The sequence below is a fragment of the Methylocystis sp. H62 genome (assembly GCF_015709515.1).
In the GTDB taxonomy this organism is placed as follows: Bacteria; Pseudomonadota; Alphaproteobacteria; order Rhizobiales; family Beijerinckiaceae; genus Methylocystis.
Window position 1 is genome coordinate 179,827 of the sequence record NZ_JADNQZ010000055.1, and the last position, 20,794, is coordinate 200,620.

Annotated in this window: 18 protein-coding genes and 1 tRNA gene; 11 read left to right on the forward strand and 8 right to left on the reverse strand. The window is 62.6% G+C overall.

The annotated features are described in order from the left end of the window. The first annotated feature begins 66 nt into the window (after positions 1–66). Positions 67–2,487, forward strand: a complete 2,421-nt coding sequence (locus tag IYY11_RS13805; RefSeq protein WP_196404374.1) for a TonB-dependent receptor — start codon at positions 67–69, stop codon at positions 2,485–2,487. 19 nt (positions 2,488–2,506) lie between these two features. Here the strand turns inward: IYY11_RS13805 and IYY11_RS13810 are convergent, their stop codons facing one another. After that, positions 2,507–2,713 carry a hypothetical protein gene (locus IYY11_RS13810; protein WP_246719965.1) on the reverse strand — a complete coding sequence of 69 codons (207 nt, stop codon included), beginning with the start codon at positions 2,711–2,713 and terminating at the stop codon, positions 2,507–2,509. 105 nt (positions 2,714–2,818) lie between these two features. Between IYY11_RS13810 and dnaG the strand changes: the two genes are divergently transcribed. From dnaG to IYY11_RS13835, 5 genes are all read left to right on the forward strand, one after another. Further along, on the forward strand, positions 2,819–4,723 hold the full coding sequence (gene dnaG / locus IYY11_RS13815) for a DNA primase (protein ID WP_196404375.1): 1,905 nt from the start codon (positions 2,819–2,821) through the stop codon (positions 4,721–4,723). A 225-nt stretch (positions 4,724–4,948) separates the two neighbouring features. Continuing rightward, complete coding sequence (rpoD, locus tag IYY11_RS13820) at positions 4,949–6,967, forward strand: RNA polymerase sigma factor RpoD (protein WP_196404376.1); 2,019 nt, start codon at positions 4,949–4,951, stop codon at positions 6,965–6,967. A 25-nt stretch (positions 6,968–6,992) separates the two neighbouring features. Next, positions 6,993–7,232, forward strand: a complete 240-nt coding sequence (locus tag IYY11_RS13825) for a DUF1902 domain-containing protein (protein ID WP_196404377.1) — start codon at positions 6,993–6,995, stop codon at positions 7,230–7,232. Beyond that, positions 7,232–7,429: a type II toxin-antitoxin system HicA family toxin gene (locus tag IYY11_RS13830; protein WP_196404378.1), complete on the forward strand. Its 198-nt coding sequence runs from the start codon at positions 7,232–7,234 to the stop codon at positions 7,427–7,429. The genes IYY11_RS13825 and IYY11_RS13830 overlap by 1 nt, the downstream gene beginning before the upstream one ends. Positions 7,430–7,589: 160 nt before the next feature. Further along, positions 7,590–8,207: a Uma2 family endonuclease gene (locus IYY11_RS13835; protein WP_196404379.1), complete on the forward strand. Its 618-nt coding sequence runs from the start codon at positions 7,590–7,592 to the stop codon at positions 8,205–8,207. On the opposite strand, the gene IYY11_RS13840 is transcribed toward IYY11_RS13835, so the two are convergent. The 3 genes from IYY11_RS13840 to IYY11_RS13850 are packed head-to-tail and all read right to left on the reverse strand — an operon-like array spanning position 8,204 to position 11,183. Beyond that, entirely contained in the window at positions 8,204–9,514 is a 1,311-nt protein-coding gene (locus IYY11_RS13840) for an MFS transporter (protein WP_196404380.1), read from the reverse strand. The genes IYY11_RS13835 and IYY11_RS13840 overlap by 4 nt on opposite strands. Positions 9,515–9,521: 7 nt before the next feature. After that, entirely contained in the window at positions 9,522–10,238 is a 717-nt protein-coding gene (locus IYY11_RS13845) for a DUF1345 domain-containing protein (protein WP_196404381.1), read from the reverse strand. A gap of 12 nt (positions 10,239–10,250) precedes the next feature. After that, the gene (locus IYY11_RS13850; protein WP_196404382.1) at positions 10,251–11,183 is read right to left on the reverse strand and encodes a polyprenyl synthetase family protein; all 933 of its coding nucleotides are present in this window, start codon (positions 11,181–11,183) and stop codon (positions 10,251–10,253) included. Positions 11,184–11,520: 337 nt separating this feature from the next. On the opposite strand from IYY11_RS13850, the gene IYY11_RS13855 reads away from it, so the two are divergent. Together IYY11_RS13855 and IYY11_RS13860 are read left to right on the forward strand one after the other, a co-directional pair. Further along, positions 11,521–11,811 (forward strand): hypothetical protein, encoded by a 291-nt coding sequence (locus IYY11_RS13855; protein ID WP_196404383.1) that lies wholly within the window; start codon positions 11,521–11,523, stop codon positions 11,809–11,811. Between the two features lie 522 nt (positions 11,812–12,333). After that, complete coding sequence (locus tag IYY11_RS13860) at positions 12,334–12,552, forward strand: hypothetical protein (RefSeq protein ID WP_196404384.1); 219 nt, start codon at positions 12,334–12,336, stop codon at positions 12,550–12,552. A 153-nt stretch (positions 12,553–12,705) separates the two neighbouring features. Here IYY11_RS13860 and IYY11_RS13865 read toward each other — a convergent pair. After that, positions 12,706–12,780, reverse strand: a tRNA-Thr gene (locus tag IYY11_RS13865). Between the two features lie 260 nt (positions 12,781–13,040). On the opposite strand from IYY11_RS13865, the gene IYY11_RS13870 reads away from it, so the two are divergent. Both IYY11_RS13870 and IYY11_RS13875 read left to right on the forward strand, forming a co-directional pair. Continuing rightward, positions 13,041–14,183, forward strand: coding sequence for an IS4 family transposase (locus IYY11_RS13870; protein WP_196404385.1), 1,143 nt, complete (start codon positions 13,041–13,043; stop codon positions 14,181–14,183). Between the two features lie 354 nt (positions 14,184–14,537). Further along, positions 14,538–14,918, forward strand: coding sequence for a transposase (locus tag IYY11_RS13875; RefSeq protein WP_196404386.1), 381 nt, complete (start codon positions 14,538–14,540; stop codon positions 14,916–14,918). 6 nt (positions 14,919–14,924) lie between these two features. Here the strand turns inward: IYY11_RS13875 and IYY11_RS13880 are convergent, their stop codons facing one another. The 3 genes from IYY11_RS13880 to IYY11_RS13890 all read right to left on the reverse strand — a co-directional run bounded on the left by IYY11_RS13880 (position 14,925) and on the right by IYY11_RS13890 (position 18,271). Further along, positions 14,925–15,761: a transglutaminase domain-containing protein gene (locus tag IYY11_RS13880; protein ID WP_196404387.1), complete on the reverse strand. Its 837-nt coding sequence runs from the start codon at positions 15,759–15,761 to the stop codon at positions 14,925–14,927. A 10-nt stretch (positions 15,762–15,771) separates the two neighbouring features. Then, entirely contained in the window at positions 15,772–16,719 is a 948-nt protein-coding gene (locus tag IYY11_RS13885; protein ID WP_196404388.1) for an alpha-E domain-containing protein, read from the reverse strand. Between the two features lie 91 nt (positions 16,720–16,810). After that, positions 16,811–18,271, reverse strand: coding sequence for a circularly permuted type 2 ATP-grasp protein (locus IYY11_RS13890; RefSeq protein WP_196404389.1), 1,461 nt, complete (start codon positions 18,269–18,271; stop codon positions 16,811–16,813). Between the two features lie 210 nt (positions 18,272–18,481). On the opposite strand from IYY11_RS13890, the gene IYY11_RS13895 reads away from it, so the two are divergent. Next, positions 18,482–20,683 (forward strand): carbohydrate porin, encoded by a 2,202-nt coding sequence (locus IYY11_RS13895; protein WP_196404390.1) that lies wholly within the window; start codon positions 18,482–18,484, stop codon positions 20,681–20,683. Positions 20,684–20,794 lie beyond the last annotated feature (111 nt).

Here is a 20,794-nt window from a genome sequence, read left to right on the forward strand (position 1 = left end):
CAACGCACCGCGTAAGACAATTTTCAAAAAAAATCACAATATCGCGCTTGCACGGGAACCCACGAAATGAGCCGACGCCGCCTCGCGACATCCGTCTCCTCCGTCGTCGTCGGCCTCGTTCTTCTGGGCGCGGAAGCTCTTGCGCATACGATTTCCCTGCCAAAAATCGATGTTGGCGGGCAGCGGCGCACCGTGACCGTTCCGCATGTGCATACGCCGTCGGGAACGCGCATCGTCAGTTCGACGCGCCCGTCGCCGGTCGTCCCCGCCGTCAGTCGCCCCCCAGCTGAGCCGTCGGGACCCCAACCGCCGCCAATCACGTCGTCCAGCGAGAAATTCTTCACCGGCAAGGAGGTGAACGCGCTGCCCTTCAAGCAAGCCGGCGAGGCGTTGGAGATCGTGCCAGGTCTTATCGTCACGCAGCACAGCGGCGACGGCAAAGCCAACCAATATTTCCTGCGCGGCTTCAACCTCGATCACGGCTCCGACCTCGCGCTTTATCTCGACGGCATGCCGCTCAATATGCGCACCCACGGCCATGGACAGGGCTACGCGGACGCGAATTTCCTTATTCCTGAACTTCTCGCCTATGTGCTGGCGCGCAAAGGGCCTTACGACGCGCAGGACGGAGACTTCTCCTCAGCCGGCTCGATTTACATGCAGTATAAGGACAAAATCGACAAAGGCTTTTACCAGGTCACCGGCGGAAGCTTCGCCTACGCGCGGGCGCTGGCCGTCGTGCCCTATCAGGATTTCGCCGGAGGCTCCGCCTACGGCGCCGTCGAGGCGCAATATTACAACGGACCCTGGGAGCGCGGCGACAATCTGCACCGGATCAACAGCGTCCTGCGGTGGGTGCGCGGCACGCAGCTCGACGGCGCCGCCGTCACTTTTATGGGCTACGCCAACAAATGGTATTCGACCGACCAGATTCCGGAGCGAGCGGTCTATAGCGGGTTGAAGTCGCTCTGGGGGACGCTCGACCCCACGGATGGCGGCGACACCACCCGCTTCTCGCTTTCTGGCCGCTGGAGCCAGACGGAGGGCGATCACGCCTCTCGCGTCGAATTCTACGTCATGCATTCGACGCTCGATCTCTACAATAATTTCACCTACTACCTCGCCAATCAAAACCTCGGCGACCAGTTCCGCCAATTCGATCGGCGCACCATGGTTGGCGTCAACGCCGAGCATGCGATCAAGTGGGACAGTTTTGGTCTTCCGGTCCAGACACGGATCGGCCTCCAGAGTCGTTACGACGACATTCGCCTCGGCCTCCAGGACAGTTTCCGTCGCACGCCTTATGACACGGTGCGCAACGACGCGGTTGGCGAAGGCAGCGTCGCAGTCTGGACGGACACGACCGTGCAGTGGTCGCCGTGGCTGCGAACGGTGACGGGCGGGCGGTTCGACTATTACAACGCCAGCGTCAATTCGCTGCAGAGCCTCCTGGGGGCCCCGGTGATCGCGACCAGCGAGGGGCTGCCGGCCTTCCTCTGGACGGGGCCGTTCAACAGCAGCTCGAAGAACGCCTCGCTGTTCAGCCCCAAGGCTTCGATCATCGTTGGGCCTTTCCAAAAGACGGAACTCTATTTCAACTATGGCGAAGGTTTCCATTCGACCGACGCGCGCGGCGCCGTGCAGAGCTTCTCGGCGTCGGAGCTTTCCGACACCGACGGCTTCCTTACGGTCTCCTCCATTCCGCTTCTGGTGAAGTCACGCGGCGCGGAGATTGGCTGGCGCACAAAATATATCGAAGGACTTGATTCGAGCATGAGCTTCTTCTGGCTCAATCTCGATTCCGAGAACCAGTTCGAGGGCGACAGCGGCACCACGACTTTCGGCCGGCCGAGCCGCCGTTACGGCATCGAATTCGCCAATCATTATCGGCCGGTCTCGTGGATCAGCTTCGACGGCGACGTGGCGCTGGTGCATGCGCGCTATCGCGGCGTGGATCAGCTGCAGGCGTTCGCCTGGCTCGATCTCGTGACGCCTGAAGCTCTGCCCTATGGAACGTTTTTAGGAAACGCGCCCGGCAATTATCTGCAAAATTCCGTCGGCATTACAGCAATGGGCGGCCTTGAAATCGGCGAAGCGACAGGTTGGTTCGGCGCGCTGAAATATCGCTACATCGGCTCTCGCCCGCTGACCGAAGACGGCTATCTCCAGTCTCCTGTGACGGGCACGTTGAGCGCGCGGCTCGGCTATCGCTGGGCGGACGGCTGGCGGCTGCAGGTCGACGCATTCAACGTGTTTAATGCACGGTCGGATCAAATCACCTATGGCTATGGCTCGCTGCTGCCGACCGATCCGCTGTATTCGGTATGCGTCAATGGCGTCGCGCCGGGCGCGGTTTGCGGCGTCGGGGTGATGGACCGGCATTTCAAGCCGCTGGAGCCCACAGCCGTGCGTCTGACGTTCGGCGGTCCGATCAGTTTTGATTCGCTGCCCGACTTCACAGCGCCGCTGCGGCTCGTGTCGGACTAGCCGCGCTCAACCCGCTGCTTCACATAGCTGCGCAGGACGGCTGATGCGCCGCTGATAGCCCGGGCCTTGCGATTTTGAAATAATCTATCAGGTCCTGATCGAGGCAAATCGAGATCGCCTGTTTTCTGGGAGGCGTGACGACTGCCGCCTTGCTCCAGTCGACGGTCTCGAACTCCGCCCAACCGGGATCGGCTGCGACCGCGGCGTCGATTTCCGCGTCGGTCATTTTCCGTCTCAACGCTATGCTCCGCTATCTGGCCGTGAGTCGGGCGGGCGAACCATGATACAGGTGAATTCGCGCCCTGCGGCAAAGGAGTGCTAGGGAGAGCCGATGCGCTTTTCCCCTTCCTTCCTCGATGAGATACGGGCGCGCCTGCCCGTCTCCGAGGTCGTGCGCCAAAAGGTGAAGCTTCGGAAGGAAGGCAGGGAGTGGCGCGGCCTGTCGCCCTTCAACGCCGAAAAGACCCCCTCCTTTTACGTCAACGACCAGAAGATGCGCTGGTTCGACTTCTCCGCCGGAAAGAACGGCAACATCTTCGATTTTCTCATGGAGACGGAGGGGCTCTCCTTTCCAGAAGCGGTGGAAAGACTGGCGGCCCTCGCGGGGCTGCCCCTGCCCGTCGAGACCAAAGAGCAGCAGGAACAGGACCAACGGCGCGCGACGCTGGGCGAGGCGCTGGAGGCGGCGGCGGTCTTTTTCGAAAAGCAGCTCGCCGGCCCGGCCGGACGCGAGGCGCGCGCCTATCTCGACCGCAGACAGATTTCCTTGGCCGCGCGCGAAAAATTCCGACTGGGTTTTGCGCCGCCCGAGCGCCATGCGCTGCGCGATCACCTCGCCGCCAAGGGCGCGAGCGTTGAAACGATGATCGAGGCGGGTCTCCTCGTGCACGGCGAGGATATCGCCGTTCCCTACGATCGGTTCCGCAATCGGGTGATGTTTCCGATCTGCGACCGCGCCGGTCGGGTCATCGCCTTTGGCGGACGCGCGCTGGAGGCGGACGCCCAGGCGAAATATCTGAATTCCCCCGAGACGCCGCTCTTTCACAAAGGCGCGACGCTCTACAATCTGCACAGCGCCCGCAAGACGGCGCATGAGACCGGCGCGGTGATCGCCGTCGAGGGCTATGTCGACGTCATTGCGCTGGCCGCCGCGGGCTTTCCCAACGCCGTCGCCCCCCTGGGCACGGCGCTGACGCCGGAGCAATGCGCCCTGCTCTGGCGCATGGCCGAGGAGCCGATCCTCTGCTTCGACGGCGACAAGGCCGGATTGAAAGCCGCCTTTCGGGCGGTCGATACGGCGCTGCCGCTGATTGGCCCCGGGCGCTCGCTGCGATTCGTCCTCCTGCCGGACGGCCAGGACCCGGACGAACTGCTGCGCTCAAGCGGGGCCGAGGCGCTCGCGGAAGCTTTGAACCACCCGCTGCCGCTCGTCGATCTCCTGTGGATGCGTGAGACCGAATCGGCGACGCTGGATACGCCCGAGCGCCGCGCCGCCCTCGAGCGGCGGCTGCGCGAGATCGTCGGTCAGATCGGCGATGACGACCTGCGGCGTCATTACCTCCAGGAGCTGGCGCAGCGGCTGGACCGCCTCTTCAGTCGCGACCGACGCGCCCCGTTTCGACGCCCCGACGGCGCGCGGCGCGGCGCGAGCGGTCGCCGGCGCGCTTCCGACGAGGGCCCTTTGACCATTGGTCCGGGCTTGGCGAATTCGCCGCTGTTTCGCGGCGTCAAGTCCGCGATTGCGCCGCGCGAGGCGCTTATCCTGTTGATCCTGATCAACCATCCGGATCTCATCCACTCCCGCGCGGAGGATCTGGCGACGCTTGATCTTGAGTCCGCCGACGCGCGCGACTTGCGCGACGCGCTCCTGCGGTTCGCGGAGAGCAACGCCAGCGATAAACTTGAGCTTCACCCATTTTTGGCGGCGCTTGGACTTGCACGAACGGTCGCCCGGCTCGAGGCGATGGCCGCTCATTCGACGCTGTGGAGCGTGCGCCCTGAGGCCGCGGCCGCGGACGCCGGCGAGAGCCTGCGACAGGCTTTCGCCTTGCATCGCAGATCATTGGCGTTAAATAGAGAGTTGCGCGCGGTGCAAGCGCTGCTGGCCGACAACCCAAGCGAGCGGGATCACGCGCGGCTGAAGGATATTCAGACCCAGTTGTCTGCGCTAGAAGGCGCAGAAGCAGCGGTGGAAGGTTACGGATCACTTTCCGGCCGGCCGTCGCGCAACTTATGAATTCGCATGGGTCGGCGCTGTGGCGAAGACCCTTGGCGAAGAGGGGACGGAAAGCGCGCCGCTAGGGGGTGGGGCGACGATTTTTCTGCGGTCGGTCGGGCTTTTTAGGTCCGCTTGCCGCGCCTTGGCTTAGAGAGGGCCGGCCTCTCTGGCTTATTTTGGAAAACTTGCGCCTTGCCTGGTTCGGGGAAAGCCGATCCGGGGCGAGGCGTTTGGAGCTTGTGGATGGCGAAGAAAGACGAAAATAAGGTCGAGAACGAAACCGTAGCGGCGACGGAGGCTTCCGACGGACCGCTTCTCGATCTCAACGACGCCGCCGTCAAGCGGATGATCAAGCTCGCGAAAAAACGCGGCTTTGTCACCTATGCCGAGCTGAACGCGGTGCTGCCGTCCGAGGAAGTGTCGTCGGATCAGATCGAGGACGTCTACGCGATGCTCTCGGAAATGGGCATCACCGTCTCTGAAGGCGACGATCCGGACGACGTCGAGGCCGAAGAACAAAGCCCCGAGGAAGAAGAACCCGAAGGCGGCGAGCTCGTCGAGACCCCGCGCGCGACCGCCGTGGCGACGCGCACGTCGGAGCCCGCCGATCGCACCGATGACCCCGTGCGCATGTATCTGCGCGAGATGGGCTCGGTCGAACTTCTGTCGCGAGAAGGCGAAATCGCCATCGCCAAGCGCATCGAGGCCGGGCGCGAGGCGATGATCGCCGGGCTCTGCGAGAGCCCGCTGACCTTCCAGGCGATCATCATCTGGCGCGAGGAATTGGAAGCGGGCAAGGTCTTGCTGCGCGACATCATCGATCTCGAGGCGACCTACGCCGGCCCCGAGGGCAAGGCGACGAAGACCGCTGAGCCGGCGCCCGCCGCCGCCGACCTGGCGCCGGCGACCGCGCCGCGGACCCCGCCCGCCGGGCTGCAGGAGGACGTCCCGCCCGCCGAAGAATCTTTCGAGGAAGAAGACGACATGGAAAATTCCGTGTCGCTCTCGGCGATGGAATTGGAACTGAAGCCGAAGGTTCTCGAAACCTTCGCGCGCATCGCCGACGCCTATAAGAAGCTGCGCCGGCTCCAGGACCAGAACGTCGAGAACAAGCTCAAGAACGAAACCCTGACGCCCGCGCAGGAGCGCAAATATAAGACGCTCAAGAAGGAAATCGTCGCCGACGTCAAATCGCTGTCGCTGAACCAGAACCGCATCGAGGCGCTGGTTGAGCAACTCTACGACATCAACAAGCGACTCATCGGCTATGAGACGAAGCTCCTGCGGCTCGCCGACAGCCACGGCGTGATGCGCGAAGACTTCATCGACAAGTTCCACGGCTCGGAGCTCGACCCGAAGTGGGTCATGCGCGTCGCCAAGCTCGGCTCCAAGGGCTGGAGGGAGTTCGTCGCCGCCGACAAGGATCGCATCAAGGATCTGCGCGGCGACATTCATGCGCTTGCGACCGAGACGGGACTGGAGATCTCCGAGTTCCGCAAGATCGTGCATATGGTGCAGAAGGGCGAGCGCGAAGCCCGGCAGGCGAAAAAGGAAATGGTCGAGGCGAATCTGCGTCTCGTGATCTCCATCGCCAAGAAATACACCAATCGCGGCCTGCAATTCCTCGACCTCATCCAGGAAGGCAACATCGGCCTGATGAAGGCGGTCGATAAATTCGAGTATCGCCGCGGCTATAAATTCTCGACCTATGCGACGTGGTGGATTCGTCAGGCGATCACCCGCTCGATCGCCGACCAGGCGCGCACGATCCGCATTCCGGTGCATATGATCGAGACGATCAACAAGATCGTGCGCACCTCGCGCCAGATGCTGCATGAGATCGGACGCGAGCCGACGCCCGAGGAGCTTTCCGAGAAGCTCGCCATGCCGCTCGAGAAAGTGCGCAAGGTTTTGAAAATCGCCAAGGAGCCGATCTCGCTCGAAACGCCGATCGGCGACGAGGAGGATTCGCATCTTGGCGATTTCATCGAGGACAAAAACGCCGTGCTGCCGATCGAGGCGGCGATCCAGTCGAATCTGCGCGAGACGACGACGCGCGTCCTCTCCTCGCTGACGCCGCGCGAAGAACGCGTGCTGCGCATGCGCTTTGGCATCGGCATGAACACCGACCACACGCTCGAAGAAGTCGGCCAGCAATTCTCGGTGACGCGCGAACGCATCCGCCAGATCGAGGCGAAGGCGCTGCGCAAGCTGAAGCATCCGTCAAGGAGCCGGAAACTGCGGAGCTTCTTGGATAACTGAGCGACGCGCGGCGGAGAAGCGAGGGATGACAAAGAAACCGGTCATTTTCACGATTTCCGCCGCATGGGATGACGCGGCTTCGGTCTGGAGCGGCCATTGCGATGAAATTCCGGCGGCAGCTGACGCTCCAACGCTCGACGAACTCTTCGCGAAGATATCGGCCATGACGCTCGACCTGCTGGCGGACAACCACCCCGGCGTCGACCCGGCATCGGTGTATTTGCAGATTTCCGCGCTGCGCGAGGTTGAACAGGCGGTCGCGTGATGGCGCCGCAGTTCGATCGTCCCTTACGCGATTTATTGCGCGCCGCAGGTTGCATCATGGTGCGCCAGGGAAGAGGAAGTCACGAAATCTGGCATAGTCCCGTCACTGGACGCAATTTCGCCGTTCCCATCGGAATCCCCAGCCGCCAGACCGCAAATGCCATTTTGCGTCAGGCGGGACTGAAAAAAGCGTTTTGAACGATCACGCTGAGCCGGTCTTCATTTCATACGGAGGCGATTGCGCAGACCAAGGCCGAACCTGCCTGCTTCAAGATGCTGCTTAGGGTTCTATCGAGGGCTTGCCCGCCACGGCCGTTCGGGTTTCACGGAATTCCAAGGCAGTGCTATCGTAGCCTCTATGAACCCGCATCTCCGCCCGAGCGATCTCCCGCTCTCTACCCAGGCCGCCGAAGGCATGCCTCGGCGCTGCTGGACCGTCGCGGAAATCGAGGAAATGGTCCGCGTCGGCATTATCGACGAAGACGAACGGTTCGAACTGATCGGCGGGGAGGTCGTGCCCATGTCGCCCAAAGGGGCCCGACATGAATGGATTAAAGGCGAACTCAATAGATTTATGCAGCGAGCGGCGCCCGAGCATGTGGCGATCATTCCAGAGACGACGCTTCGGCTCGACGCCCGCACTTTCGTCGAGCCCGATTTCTGTGTCTTTCGTCGCGATCTCGACCTTAAGGCGCTCGACGGCCCCGCCGTCTTGCTTGCGATCGAGGTCGCGGATTCGAGTCTCAATTACGACAAGGGCCGCAAGATCGGCATTTATGCGGCGTATGGCGTTCGTGAAGTGTGGGTCGTTGACGCTCTTCGCGCGACGATCTGGGTCCATCGAAGGTTGGGCGCCAACGGCTACGCCGAGATCGCAGAACTTTCCTCAAGCGAGCTTGCGACGCCGGTGCTCGCGCCAGAACTTGCCCTGCGCCTGTCGGACCTCGGCATAGGGCCGGCGGCAGAGCAGGCCTAACTTTCTTCTCGCTCGATCCGCGAATTTTTCTTCGTATCCGGCATCGTCGCATAGACGAGGAGAGAGACGAAGATCGCGGCGCTCGCATAATAAAAAAACCAGCTCTCATGGCCCTGCGCCTTGAACCAGAGCGCCACATATTCCGCCGAGCCGCCAAAAACGGAAACTGTAGCAGCATAAGGCAAAGCAACGCCGGTGACGCGAATGGCGGCGGGAAAAAGCTCCGCCTTCACAACGGCGTTGATCGACGTATAGAGCGCGACGATCAGCCAGGCGCAGCAGATGAGCGCAAAGGCGATCCACGCGTCGCGCGCAGTCTGTATCGCAGTCAGCAGCGGCGCGGTGAAGATCGTTCCCAGCACGCCGAAAGCGATGAGCATCGGCCGGCGGCCGACGCGGTCCGACACCGCGCCGTAGATCGGTTGCAGACAGAGCGCGAAGAGCAGCGAGCCGGCCGCAATCCACGTCGTCTCCGTATCGCTCAATCCGACGGAGAGCTTCAAGAATTTCTGCATGTAGGTCGTATAGACATAGAAGGCGATGGTGCCGCCAAGCGTCAGTCCAACGACCGTCGCCGTCTCGCGCTTATGCGCGAGCAGCGCGCTGAGCGATCCGCGCCGCCGCTCGGCGCGCGACGCCTTGAAGGCGGGCGTCTCGGCAAGGTCGCGGCGCATATAGAGCGCCACGATCGCCAGCAGCGCGCCGAAGGCGAAAGGGATGCGCCAGCCCCAGTCACGCAGCGCCTGAGCGTCGAGCGCGACATTCTGCAAGATGAGCAGCACGCAAAGCGCCAGCAATTGGCCGGCGATCATCGTCACATATTGAAAGCTCGAATAGAAACCGCGACGCTCGGGATGCGCCATCTCGGCGAGATAGGTCGCGCTCGATCCATATTCGCCGCCAAGACTGACGCCCTGAATGAGGCGCGCCAGGAGCAGCGTCGCGGGCGCGCCGACGCCGATCGTCGCATAGGTCGGCGCCAGAGCGATGAGGAGCGAGCCCAGACACATCAGCAGCACCGAGAGCATCAGCGCGGCGCGCCGGCCGCGCCCGTCCCCGATGCGCCCGAAGACATAGGCGCCGATCGGCCGCATCAAAAAACCTAGCGCAAAAACGCCGGAGGCCGACATCATCTGCGCGAGGGGGTCTTCGCCAGGAAAGAATGAATCGGCGAAATAAAGCGAAAAGGCCGAATAGACGTAAAAGTCGTACCATTCGACGAGATTGCCGACCGAGCCGATCAAAATCGCGCGCAGCCGCGCCGCTTCGGTCTTGATGGCGTCTATCGCGGCCGCATCTTCTTTCATATGTCCTTCAGACCAGCTGGCTGGCGACGTTCACCATGAGCGCGAGAATGGTGGTGTTGTAGAAAAACGCGACGATGCCATGCGTCGCCACCATCAGTCTCATCTGCGACGAGCAGGTTTCAATGTCGGCCGTCTGAAAGGCGACGCCGATGACGAAGGAAAAATACAGGAAGTCGATGTATTGCGGCAATCTGGTGTTAGGAAAATGCAGTCCGCCGCGCGCCGTCGGCGGTTCGTCCGGATCATGCTCCTCCTCGTAGTAAAATTCATGCGCATAATGAAAGGCGAAGGTCAGGTGCAGGAACAGCCAGGAATTCAGCACCGTGATGATGGTAAGCGCGATGGCCGCGCCCTTCTCCCAGCCTTCCATTGACTTCACCGAACCAAGTTCGACGACCACCGCTCCGAAAGAGGCGGTGGCGATCGCGGTCGTGAGCAACAGCATGACGAAGCGGCCCTCGTCGAGAATCTGGGCGCGCTCGCGAATGGTGTCGTGCGTGGCGCCGGCGATGAGCAGGTAAACGAGCGCAAAATAGCACAGCGCGACCGCGTTCCATGCGACGAGCGCGCGCGCCACCGGCTGCATCGCCTGCGGCAGAAGCAATCCGACGAGGAGACCGAGCGCGAGACTGAGAAAGAGCTGCGGGCGCGCGCGAACAATACGAAATGGCGCCAGGATCGCCGAGGCGCGCCGAGGGGTCTTCGACAGTCCTTGTCGGGGCATCGGCGCGATTCCTCAGTTGCGCCGCGCGGCGACGAAACGGGCGGCCTCCGCCAGAATGTCGGTTCGCTCCCCCAGTCCTGTTTCGCGCAGCGCCGCCGTCGCTTCGGCGACCAGCGAGTCCCGTCTCGCACGCGCGGCGTCGAGACCGAGAAGACCGACAAGAGTCGCCTTGCCGCGTTCGGCGTCTTTGCCCGCGCGCTTGCCGAGCGCGGCGCTGTCGCCTTCTGCGTCAAGAATGTCGTCGGCGATTTGAAACGCGGCGCCGAGCGCTTCGCCATAGCGCGTCAGCGCATGCGCCTGCGACACAGAAGCGCCGCCGAGAATGCCTCCGGCGTCGACCGCGAAGCGCAACAGAGCGCCCGTCTTCATCGCCTGCATCTGCAAGGTTTCTTCGAGCGTGAGCGGCGTCGCCGCGGTTTCAGCGGCAAGGTCGAGCGCCTGTCCGCCGACCATGCCGCCAAGCCCCGCCGCGCGCGCCAAGGCGAGCACCAGCGCCGCGCGCACGCCGGCGTCGGGGTGCGTCTTCGGATCGGCGACGACGTCGAAGGCGTAGGTCAAGAGCCCGTCGCCCGCGAGGATCGCCGTCGCCTCGTCGAAGGCCTTATGAGTCGTCGGCCGTCCGCGGCGAAGATCGTCATCATCCATGGCCGGCAAATCGTCATGCGCAAGCGAATAGCAATGAATCATTTCAAGCGCGCAGGCGGTGCGCAGCGCCGATTCGCCGACGACGCCAAAGAGTCGCGCGGATTCGATGACGAGAAACGGCCGCAGCCGCTTGCCGCCGCCAAGCGAGGAATAGCGCATCGCTTCGAGAAGGCGCGCGGGTCGGACGATCTCGCCGGCAAGCGGCGCAGGCGCGAGCAGCGCGTCGAGCGCAGATTCAGTGGCGTCGGCGGCGGCGTCGAGACGGCGTCGAAATTCCTCGGCGCATGCGGCTGCATCCATGAGAGCGATGTCCTTTAAAAGCAAATGACACTGGCTGCTAGCAAATTTACGGTCCAATCCCAAGGGCGCCGTGCGCGCTCCTTTATGGCGAAAACTCGTCGCGTTTCGGGCTTTTCCTAAGCGGCCAACGCCTGAAACTCGCACGATGTTGTATTTTTGCGACAGTCATCGCAGGCCGCTTTTAATAAACTCCGCCCGACGCCAATGCGGCTTGCGGCATCCCCAAGCGGTCTTCGGCCGCGGCGTCGTACAGACTCTCGCGGCGCGCATACATCGGATTGGTCCGGCGCCGCTTCGCCTGGATGCGGACGATCCAGCCTCACCCTAGGAGAAACGCATGAAGAAAGTTCTGCTGCTGACGACCGCCCTGGCGGCGGCCGCGCCGCTTATGGCGTGCAATACTCCCGGTGAACGCGCAGCAGGCGGCGCCGTGATCGGCGGACTTGGCGGCGCGGGCATTGGCGCGCTAGCGTCCGGCGGACGCGCCGGGGGCACGCTCGCCGGCGCGGCGATCGGCGCGGCCAGCGGCGCCGTCGTCGGCGCGGCGACCGCTCCGCCGCAACGCTGCGCGAAATGGGGCTGGGACTATTACGGCAACCGCGTCTGCGTCGCTTTCTATAATTACTAAGAGCGCGCCAAATTTTTTAAACCGCAGGCCGCGTCGCCTGCGGTTTTTCTTTTCTTCTCCGCCCGCGCGATCGCCGCGCTGCGGGCGCAACGCTTCTTGATCTTGGAGGTGAGGCCGCTAATTTGAGGCGAGCGGCGCCGCCTGGAGAGAGTTCATGCCGGAAGGTTTAACGAGACTGATGATTCTAGGGGCGATCGGTTTCTTCCTCGGCGCTGCGATCGTCAGCTATTACTCCGGCTGAAGACGTTCGGTCGCCGCAAGTCGCATTCAGGACCGGTTTTGTCGCCCCGGCGACGCGCTTGCTGAATCGACTCTGGCCTGTCTCGAAGTCGCTCCAAGCTCGACGGGCGCACTCGCCCCGGCTGCAACTGGCGACGGAAGAGCGCCGCCCGCCTTTCCACGCACTTTCTGCCCAAGCCGGCGACGACGCGCAGACGCCGGCGAGCTTGCGCGCTCATTGTTCATTAACCATGTTGAACTAAGTGATGCGTGCGGACGAGGCGCAAATCAGGAGACGTAGCGATGGCGATGAGCAACAGGACCAAGATTGGTGTCGTTCTGGCGGTTGGGGTTCTCGCCGGCCTCACGTCGGGGTTGCTGTCCCTGCTGCTTTTGGCGGTAGCGGGCTTCCTGATCGCCTGGGGCCAGAATCCCAAAGCCGTTGAGGACTTTTTCGAAAGCCTTCCCTTTCGAGACTACAGCTCAAAAGCCTTCTCTCGCTTGAACTCGATCCTCTCTTAAGTTCTCCCGCCGCGCGGCGCGCCTCGCGTCGCCCTCTGCTCGACACCGCCGAAAAGCCTGCCGGATCTCTCTGGCGGGCTTTAACCGCGTGGAACCACGCCGCTTTCGGCGGCGCTCGCGTCCAGCGTCGAACTGACAGACAACTTCTTGAGATGGTGCTGCAAGAGAGGATTGAACTCTCGACCTCTCCCTTACCAAGGGAGTGCTCTACCACTGAGCTACTGCAGCGCTTGACCGCCCGAAACGCATGAAATCACGTCCGACGCGCTCGGCGACTGTGTGCCACAGGGGCGCGCAAGTCGCAAGCGCACACGCGGGTCCAGCCCAAGGCTTCGAACTCGAGTTAATTTCAGCTCACACTCAGCCGTCATGCCCGGCCTTGTGCCACGGCTGTCCGGTTCATTTATTGCTTGAATATGTACATGGCGTTGATTCTATTTGTTCCCAGAGGGTTACGAATCATCTGGACACGGAACCGGAACAACGCCATGCGCCACAAGAATATCGTTTTCCACGATCTGCTCAAACTGGTTCCCTGGAGCGTCTTCGACAAGCTTGTGAAAGAGCATGGGAGCGACGAACTCGTGCGCGGGTTCGATACGCGCCGTCAGCTCATCGCACTGCTTTATGGGCAGTTTTCCGGCGCGGAGTCGTTGCGGGCGATCGAAACGGCGATGGCGAGCCATGCGACGCGGCTCTATCACGTCGGCGGCAAGATCGCCCGCCGCTCGACTTTCGCCGACGCCAATCGCAGCCGGCCTCCGCAAGTGTTTTCCGGGCTTTTCGAGCACATGCTGGGCACGGCGACCTTGGCCAACCGCAAGATGCGTCAAGAGATGAAGGAGGTCGTGCGGCTGATCGACTCGACCAGCCTGCATCTGGCCGGCGTCGGCGCGCAATGGTCGCGATTTTCCGCCGATGTGTGCGGTGCCAAGGCGCATGTCGTCTACGATCCCGATCTCGCCCGCCCGGTTTATCCCTCGGTCACGGCGGCCAATGTCAACGACATCACGGCGCCCAAGGAGATGCCGATCGAGGCCGGCGCGACCTATGTGTTCGATCTCGGCTATTACGATTACGGTTGGTGGGCGCGTCTCGACGCGGCGGATTGCCGGATCGTCACGCGGTTCAAAACCCATACGCCGCTGCTCGACGCGAAGGACATGCGCTTGCCGGCGGGTTCGTGCGCGCTGAGCGATCGGATCGGCTTTTTACCGAGCCGGCAGGCGAAGAACCGCATGAATCCGATGCGGGCCGCCGTGCGCGAAGTCGTCGTTATGACCGACACGAGCAACGATCTGGACGCGCCGGCGGACGACATCGCCGATCTCTACAAGCGACGCTGGCAAATCGAATTGTTCTTTCGCCTGATGAAGCAGACGCTGAGGATACGCTCCTACATCGGACGCTCGCAAAACGCGGTTCGCATACAGATCGCGGCGGCCTTGATCGCGCATCTGCTCTTGCGGCTCCTGCAAAATATCGCCAAGTCAAACCATGGGTTCCTCGAACTCGCTCGACTCGTGCGAACCAACCTGATGCACCGCAAATCCTTCCTGAGCATGAACGAAATACAGCACACACAACCGCGCGATCACAGACAACACGAGTTCGACTGGCGCTATGCTTGAACCGGACAGCCGTGGGCTTGTCCCGGCCATCCACGCCGTGAGGCTGCGAAACGCTTCGCGCGGAGACGGTACTTCCGCCTCATATCCTCACATTTGCCTCGTGTCGTCGCGTGGATGGCCGCGACAAGCGCGGCCATGACGCGGTGAGATGACCCCCTCGTTAACCTGGATTCGGAGCCCTAGCGTCCCGTCTCATGCGGCGGCTGAACGCAAATCTTCGCCGGCGACCCCGCCAAAACAGGTTGTGTTACTTAAAATTACAACCTAAGATTGAAATATCGATCGACCCTGTCGGCCCTCATCGGAGGCGCGTCGGGCGGGTCGACGTCGCAATGCGCCGCGACGGAGGATCAATTGATTGAGAATTATCTTTCCGACGAACATTGGCAGGCCGTCGCTTCCGTCCTTCCCGGAAAGGAAGGCGACCCAGGCTGTAGAGCCCGCGACAATCGGCTTTTTCTCGAAGCGGTGTTCTGGATCGTTCGGACCGGCGCGCCCTGGCGCAGCCTGCCGCCGCGGTTCGGCAAATGGTACACGGCCTATACGCGCTACCATCGCTGGGACAGGAAGGGCGTCTGGCCGCGCGTCGTGGCCGCGCTCACCGCATGCGATTTCCACTACGACGAAGACGGGCTGCGCTTCGCGCCTTGCGATGAGATTGGCTTACCCGAGCGCTCGCAAAGCGACGCCGACGCGCGCCAGCGCGCCGCGGTCAGTCAATTGGTCGGAGTCTGAGACCAGCTATTGCGATTGCGATTGCGACTGGCTGAAGGCCGCCGCCCGCGCCACGCGCACTTTGACGTCAAGCGTTTCGCCGCCGCCGCCGGAGTGCGAGCCGCGAATCGGCGCCGCGCCCAGATAGTCGAGCGCGACGGCGACGCGCACATGATTTTCCTGCGGCGCCACGCCATGCGTCGGATCGAAGGCCACCCAGCCGAGATCCTCGACATAGGCTTCGGCCCATGCGTGGCCGGCGACCTGATCCTCGCCGTCGCTGCCGAGGAAATAGCCGCTCACATAGCGCGCCGGCGCGCTGATCGCGCGCGCGCACGCGATGAAGAGATGCGAAAAATCCTGACAGACGCCCTTGCGATGCTCGAAACATTCCGCCGCCGTCGTGCCCGAATGCGTCGCGGCGGCGTCGAATGTGAGCGATTCGTGAATCGCGCCAAGCAACGCATGGAGCTTCGAGAGCGTTCCGCTTTCCTTCGACGTCGTTTCGCGCGCGAAATCGCAGATCGCCATGTTCGGGGTCGTCAGCGGCGTGTCCCGCATGAACAGGATAGGCGGAAAGCGCTCGACCGCGCCAGAAACGACCCCGGCGACGTCGAAGGTGGTCACCTCTCCCTCGACCACCGTCGAGATCGATTCGAGCGGCCCGTCCACGGAGAAGCGGTGGAGCGTATTGCCGAAGGCGTCCTCCGACTGCACCAGTCGGCAATCGCGATCGACGTCGATGCGCCAGTCAACGACATGCTGCCCGTCGTGATTGCGCGGCGTCAGGCGAAGATGCTGCACGGCCGTTCGCGGCGGCTCCGCATAGCGATAGGTCGTTTCATGCCTTATGCGGATGCGCATCGGATTTCGCTCAAAAGAGATATTGCTCGGAGATAAGCGCGGCCAGTCGGTTGTTTTCCGTGATGAAGGACTGCACGAATTCATGCAGACCGCCCTGAAAGACGCTCTCCATATTCATCTTTTCGAGCTTGCCGTAGACGCCGCGGGCGTGACGCTGCGACGAGCCTTGGCGCCCGTGCGCGCGGGCAAGATTGTCGAGATTGCGCACGATCGACTCATAGCAGGAAATCAGCGAACGCGGCATCTCCGGGCGGAGGATCAACAGATCGGCGACGAGCCAGGGCTTCATGCTCGTGCGATAGACCCAGTGATAGGCGGTATGCGCCGATACGGCGCGCAGAATCGCCGACCACTGGAAATAGTCGAGGGAACCGCCGACGATCTCCTTCTCGGGCAGCAGCACATGATATTTGACGTCGAGCAAACGCGCCGTGTTGTCGGCGCGTTCGATAAAAAGCCCGACGCGCGAGAACCAATAGGCGTCGTTGCGCAGCATGGTGCGATAGGCGCCGCCGTCATAGGTCAGCGACGTCTGCTTGATGACCTCAAGAAAACGCGCGAGCTCCTGCGCGCAAGGGATGACGCCGCGCGATTCGAGCGCACGCATTTCCAGATAGGCGTCGTTGATCGACTCCCACATTTCGATGGTCAGCGCCGTGCGCACGGCGCGGGCGTTGGCGCGCGCCTGCTCCAGGCAGTTGCGGATCGATCCCGGATTTTCCGGCGCGAAGGTGAGAAACTCGATGACGTTGGCTTCATCGACCGGACGTCCGGAGGCGTCGAACGCCAGCGCCGCGCCCGACGACAGAAGCACGCTTTCCCACTCAGTTTCTTCGCCGCCATAGGCCTTAGGCAGCGCGGCGAGGCGTCGCGACGCTTGAATGGCGCGCGCCAGAAAGTCGGCGCGCTCCATGTAGCGGGCGAGCCAGTACAGATTGTCGGCGGTGCGGGAAAGCATCAGCACGTCCGTTTATGATTGGCTTTGGCGATCATCGGTGGTCTTTGCGGGGTATGCGAGGGTCTCGTCACAGGTCTCGTCACAGGTCTCGTCACGCTTGGCCCATCGGCTCATCCGCGACCCACGCGTCGTCGATCACCCAGGTGTCCTTGGTGCCGCCGCCCTGGCTCGAATTCACGACGAGCGACTTCTCCGTCATGGCGACCCGGGTCAGACCGCCCGGCACGACGCGGGCGCCATTAGCGCCCTGCAGCACGAAGGGCCGCAGATCGACGTGGCGTGGCGCGACGCCCGAGGCCATGGCGATGGGGCATGTCGAGAGCGCCAGCGTCGGCTGTGCGATGAAATTCTGCGGCTGCGCCTTTAGCTTGGCGCGAAACTCCTCGATCTGCGCCTTCGTCGCATGCGGTCCCACGAGCATGCCGTAGCCGCCGGAGCCGTTCACTTCCTTGACGACGAGTTCATCGAGATGGTCGAGCACGTAAGCGAGCGCCTCCTGTTCACGGCAACGAAAGGTCGGAACATTCTGCAGGAGCGGCGCCTCGTCCAGATAAAACTTAATAATGTCAGGCATGTAGGTGTACATCGCCTTGTCGTCGGCGGCGCCGGCGCCGACTGCATTCGCCAGCGTCACATTGCCTGATTGATAGGCGCCCATCAGCCCGGCGACGCCCAGCGCCGAATCCGGCCGGAAGCACAGCGGGTCGAGGAAGTCGTCGTCGATGCGCCGATAAATGACGTCGACGCGGCGCGGGCCCTCAGTCGTGCGCATATAGACGACGTCGTCGCGAACGAAGAGATCGCGGCCCTCGACAAGCTCGACGCCGAGCTTGTCAGCGAGAAACGAGTGTTCGTAGAAGGCCGAATTATACTGGCCGGGCGTCATCAAGACGATCGTCGGATCGCCGTTGGCGCGCGGCGGCGCGACCGAGCGCAAAGTCGCAAGCAGCTCATCGGGATAGTTTTCGATCGGCGCGACGCGATGCAGCGCGAAGAGCTCGGGAAACAGCCGCATCATCACTTCGCGGTTCTCGAGCATGTAGGAGACGCCAGACGGCGTCCGGGCATTGTCCTCGAGAACGAAGAAGCCCTGATCGTCGGTGCGCACGATGTCGACGCCAGCGATATGCACGTAAATATCGAAGGGCACGCGCCGGCCCGCCATATCGGGGCAATAGGCGGGGTTGCGATAGACGAGATCGGCAGGAACGATTCCCGCCCTCAAGATCTCGCCGGCCCCGTAGATGTCGGCAAGAAACGCGTTGAGCGCGGTGACGCGCTGGATCAGACCTTTTTCAAGCGTCGTCCATTCGCTGCGCGAGAGTATGCGCGGCAGGATATCGAAGGGAATGAGGCGCTCGGTCGCCTCCTGCGCGCCATAGACCGCGAAGGTGATCCCGATGCGACGAAAAAGCAGCTCCGCCTGCTCGCGCCGCGACGCCAGGAGCTCGGGCGGGGTTTCCGCGAGCCATTGCGAAAGCTTGCGATAAGGCGCGCGGGTGCGGCCGTCCGCTCCAGCCAGTTCATCGAACTGCGTTATGCGTGAGTCCATTGCAAGAACTCCCTCTTGGCGGCCCGCCTTTGTTTGCGCGGCTGGCGGCCGTTTTTTACAGTTCAAAGCAAGGACTGCGCCAATAGCGGCTGCGAAAATCTGTCACAGAGTTTTACTATTTGGCCAAAGGATGATTCGCGCTGCGCTTGGTTCTGGCGCAGCCTTATCGCTATCCAACGGAGACGCCGCCGGCAAGGTTCTTAAGAGCGCATGCGCAGGCCTCGATCCAGACCGAAATCGAGCGTCGCCGTCCATCGACATGGACCGCCGACGAGCGCCGCCGCGCGCCTGTCTTTTGTCGTCTCTCTTAGTTTTGCATTTTGCGCGCTGAATGGGAACGCGGCCCGCTGCGAAGACCGGCCGCCCGTCTTCAGCTGGGTCGGCATGTATATGGGCGCGAGCCTCGGCGGCGCCGTTCCTCTGCACGCAGGCGAGCGGCTGCAGGCGACGAGCGGCTTCGGCGCGCCCGCCTTTGATCTTTATCCGAGTGGCGTGACGCGCCCAGGCGTCACCGTCGGCGTGCAGGCCGGATATAATTGGCAGCGCGGCCCCGTCGTCTGGGGTTTCGAAACCGATCTCAGCCTTCTCGATGGCAGGCGCGGTCCGCATGGGCTTTTCCCCGCCTCGCCGGCCTATGTTCCCGGCCTTCCGGCGTATTCGCTCTCCGCCAATACAAGCGCGAATTTCTTCGCGAGCATTCGCGGGCGCGTCGGCTACGCATGGGACCGCTCGCTCTTTTATCTGACGGGCGGCGTCGCGGCGGGCGGCGCGAGAGGTCCGGCGACCTTGACGCTCGGCGCAGGGGGGCCGCTGGCGATTTTCAACGCGCCTGGCTCGGTATCCTCGCGCATGAAATATGCGATCGGCGCCGGTTTTGAGTATGCCTTCGCCGACAATTGGTCGGCGCGCGCCGAATATCTCTTTCTCAATCAGTCGCTGAACACACAGGTCTTCGACAATGGCGCGGGCTATGCCTATGCGTCGCGCATGCGCAATGAGAACCATCTGCTGCGGTTCGGTCTGAATTACCATTTCGGCGCAAAGAGCGAGATTTCCGGCGAGTTGCACTACGGCCAACACGCACATGACGGCCAGACTTCGGGCAATGGCGGGAACGCCGACGATCCGGACGTCCCTGAACGCTACAGCGTGCACGCGCAAACGACGAATGTCGTCCAGGCCTATCCGCGGTTTCGCGCGCTCTATGACGGCCCCAACAGCTTTCCTTCCGGCGGCAAGGCCAATGTCGGGTCAACCACCAATCTTTTCCTTGGCCTGCGCCTGTGGGACGGCGGCGCCGTCTACCTCAACCCCGAGATTGACGCCGGCTACGGGCTCGCCAATTCGGTCGGCGCGGCGTCTTACGTCAACGCCGCGGTCGCCAAGGTCGGCCGCGCTGCGCCCTATATGCGCTTCCAGCGGTACTTCCTGCGTCAGATCATCGGATTGAACGAAGACGGCGAAAGAGAACGAGATCCGGACCAAGGCTCACGCAGCGAGGTGCTTGAGTCGACGCAAAACCAGATCTCGGGCAAGGTCGACAAAAATCGCATCGTCGTTACGCTCGGAAAATTCGCCGTCGGCGACGTGTTCGACGACAACGTCTACGCACACGATCCCACGACCGGTTTTCTCAACTTCGCGTTCAACGCGATGGGCGCCTTCGACTACGCGGCCGACGCCTGGGGCTACACCTACGGGCTTGCGGCAGAGTGGAAGCAGGACTGGTGGACGGCGCGCGGCGGCGTGTTTCAGCTCTCGACGACGCCAAACAGTTTCGACATTGAGCCGCAACTGTTTCGACAGTTCATGGGCGTCGCGGAATTCGAGGCGCGATATGATCTTTTCGAACAGCCCGGCGCGGTCAAATTTCTCGTCTATGGCGATAATGGCTATCTGAGCAAAATCGACGACGTCATCCGTTACGCCTATCTCGCTGGCGACTTCCCGCCGCGAGTCGACACCGCGCGAGGGCGCGCCGTGAAAACCGGCGGCGGGATAAACGTCAAGCAGCAGGTCGCGCCGCATCTTGGGTTTTTCCTGCGCGCCAGCATGGCCGACGGGCGTTATGAGACGGTCGATTACACGGATATCGACCGCTCCGTCGCATTCGGCTTCGTCGCTGGCGGCGCGCTCTGGGGATGCGACGACGATGAGATCGGCGTCGCCGGCGCCTTAAGCGGTCTGCATGGCGACCGCGTGCGCTATTTCGGGCTCGGTGGAACCAGCGTCTACATCGGCGACGGCGCGCTCTCCTACGCCGGCGAGAAGAATATGGAGGCCTATTACAAGATCGGCTTCGGCAAGAATATCGATGCGACCTTCGATTATCAGCTGCTGGTCAATCCCGCGCATAACAGCGCGCGCGGTCCGATCAACGTCTTCGGCCTGCGTTTGCGCGCGGCGTTCTAAGAATTCGCTTCCGCTCGCAATGACGATCTCGACCCAGCGAACCGTGCGACCGGAACCCCTGCGATATGAAATCCCCTCGAACGGCTTGGCTGTCATTCCCGACGCGCGCGT

What these genes read in the sequence shown, in the direction of transcription:
- IYY11_RS13805 (WP_196404374.1), top strand. Translation starts at nt 67, where the DNA reads ATGAGCCGACGCCGCCTCGCGACATCCGTCTCCTCCGTCGTCGTCGGC.
- IYY11_RS13810 (WP_246719965.1), bottom strand. Translation starts at nt 2,713, where the DNA reads ATGACCGACGCGGAAATCGACGCCGCGGTCGCAGCCGATCCCGGTTGG.
- dnaG (WP_196404375.1), top strand. Translation starts at nt 2,819, where the DNA reads ATGCGCTTTTCCCCTTCCTTCCTCGATGAGATACGGGCGCGCCTGCCC.
- rpoD (WP_196404376.1), top strand. Translation starts at nt 4,949, where the DNA reads ATGGCGAAGAAAGACGAAAATAAGGTCGAGAACGAAACCGTAGCGGCG.
- IYY11_RS13825 (WP_196404377.1), top strand. Translation starts at nt 6,993, where the DNA reads ATGACAAAGAAACCGGTCATTTTCACGATTTCCGCCGCATGGGATGAC.
- IYY11_RS13830 (WP_196404378.1), top strand. Translation starts at nt 7,232, where the DNA reads ATGGCGCCGCAGTTCGATCGTCCCTTACGCGATTTATTGCGCGCCGCA.
- IYY11_RS13835 (WP_196404379.1), top strand. Translation starts at nt 7,590, where the DNA reads ATGAACCCGCATCTCCGCCCGAGCGATCTCCCGCTCTCTACCCAGGCC.
- IYY11_RS13840 (WP_196404380.1), bottom strand. Translation starts at nt 9,514, where the DNA reads ATGAAAGAAGATGCGGCCGCGATAGACGCCATCAAGACCGAAGCGGCG.
- IYY11_RS13845 (WP_196404381.1), bottom strand. Translation starts at nt 10,238, where the DNA reads ATGCCCCGACAAGGACTGTCGAAGACCCCTCGGCGCGCCTCGGCGATC.
- IYY11_RS13850 (WP_196404382.1), bottom strand. Translation starts at nt 11,183, where the DNA reads ATGGATGCAGCCGCATGCGCCGAGGAATTTCGACGCCGTCTCGACGCC.
- IYY11_RS13855 (WP_196404383.1), top strand. Translation starts at nt 11,521, where the DNA reads ATGAAGAAAGTTCTGCTGCTGACGACCGCCCTGGCGGCGGCCGCGCCG.
- IYY11_RS13860 (WP_196404384.1), top strand. Translation starts at nt 12,334, where the DNA reads ATGGCGATGAGCAACAGGACCAAGATTGGTGTCGTTCTGGCGGTTGGG.
- IYY11_RS13870 (WP_196404385.1), top strand. Translation starts at nt 13,041, where the DNA reads ATGCGCCACAAGAATATCGTTTTCCACGATCTGCTCAAACTGGTTCCC.
- IYY11_RS13880 (WP_196404387.1), bottom strand. Translation starts at nt 15,761, where the DNA reads ATGCGCATCCGCATAAGGCATGAAACGACCTATCGCTATGCGGAGCCG.
- IYY11_RS13885 (WP_196404388.1), bottom strand. Translation starts at nt 16,719, where the DNA reads ATGCTTTCCCGCACCGCCGACAATCTGTACTGGCTCGCCCGCTACATG.
- IYY11_RS13890 (WP_196404389.1), bottom strand. Translation starts at nt 18,271, where the DNA reads ATGGACTCACGCATAACGCAGTTCGATGAACTGGCTGGAGCGGACGGC.
- IYY11_RS13895 (WP_196404390.1), top strand. Translation starts at nt 18,482, where the DNA reads ATGCGCAGGCCTCGATCCAGACCGAAATCGAGCGTCGCCGTCCATCGA.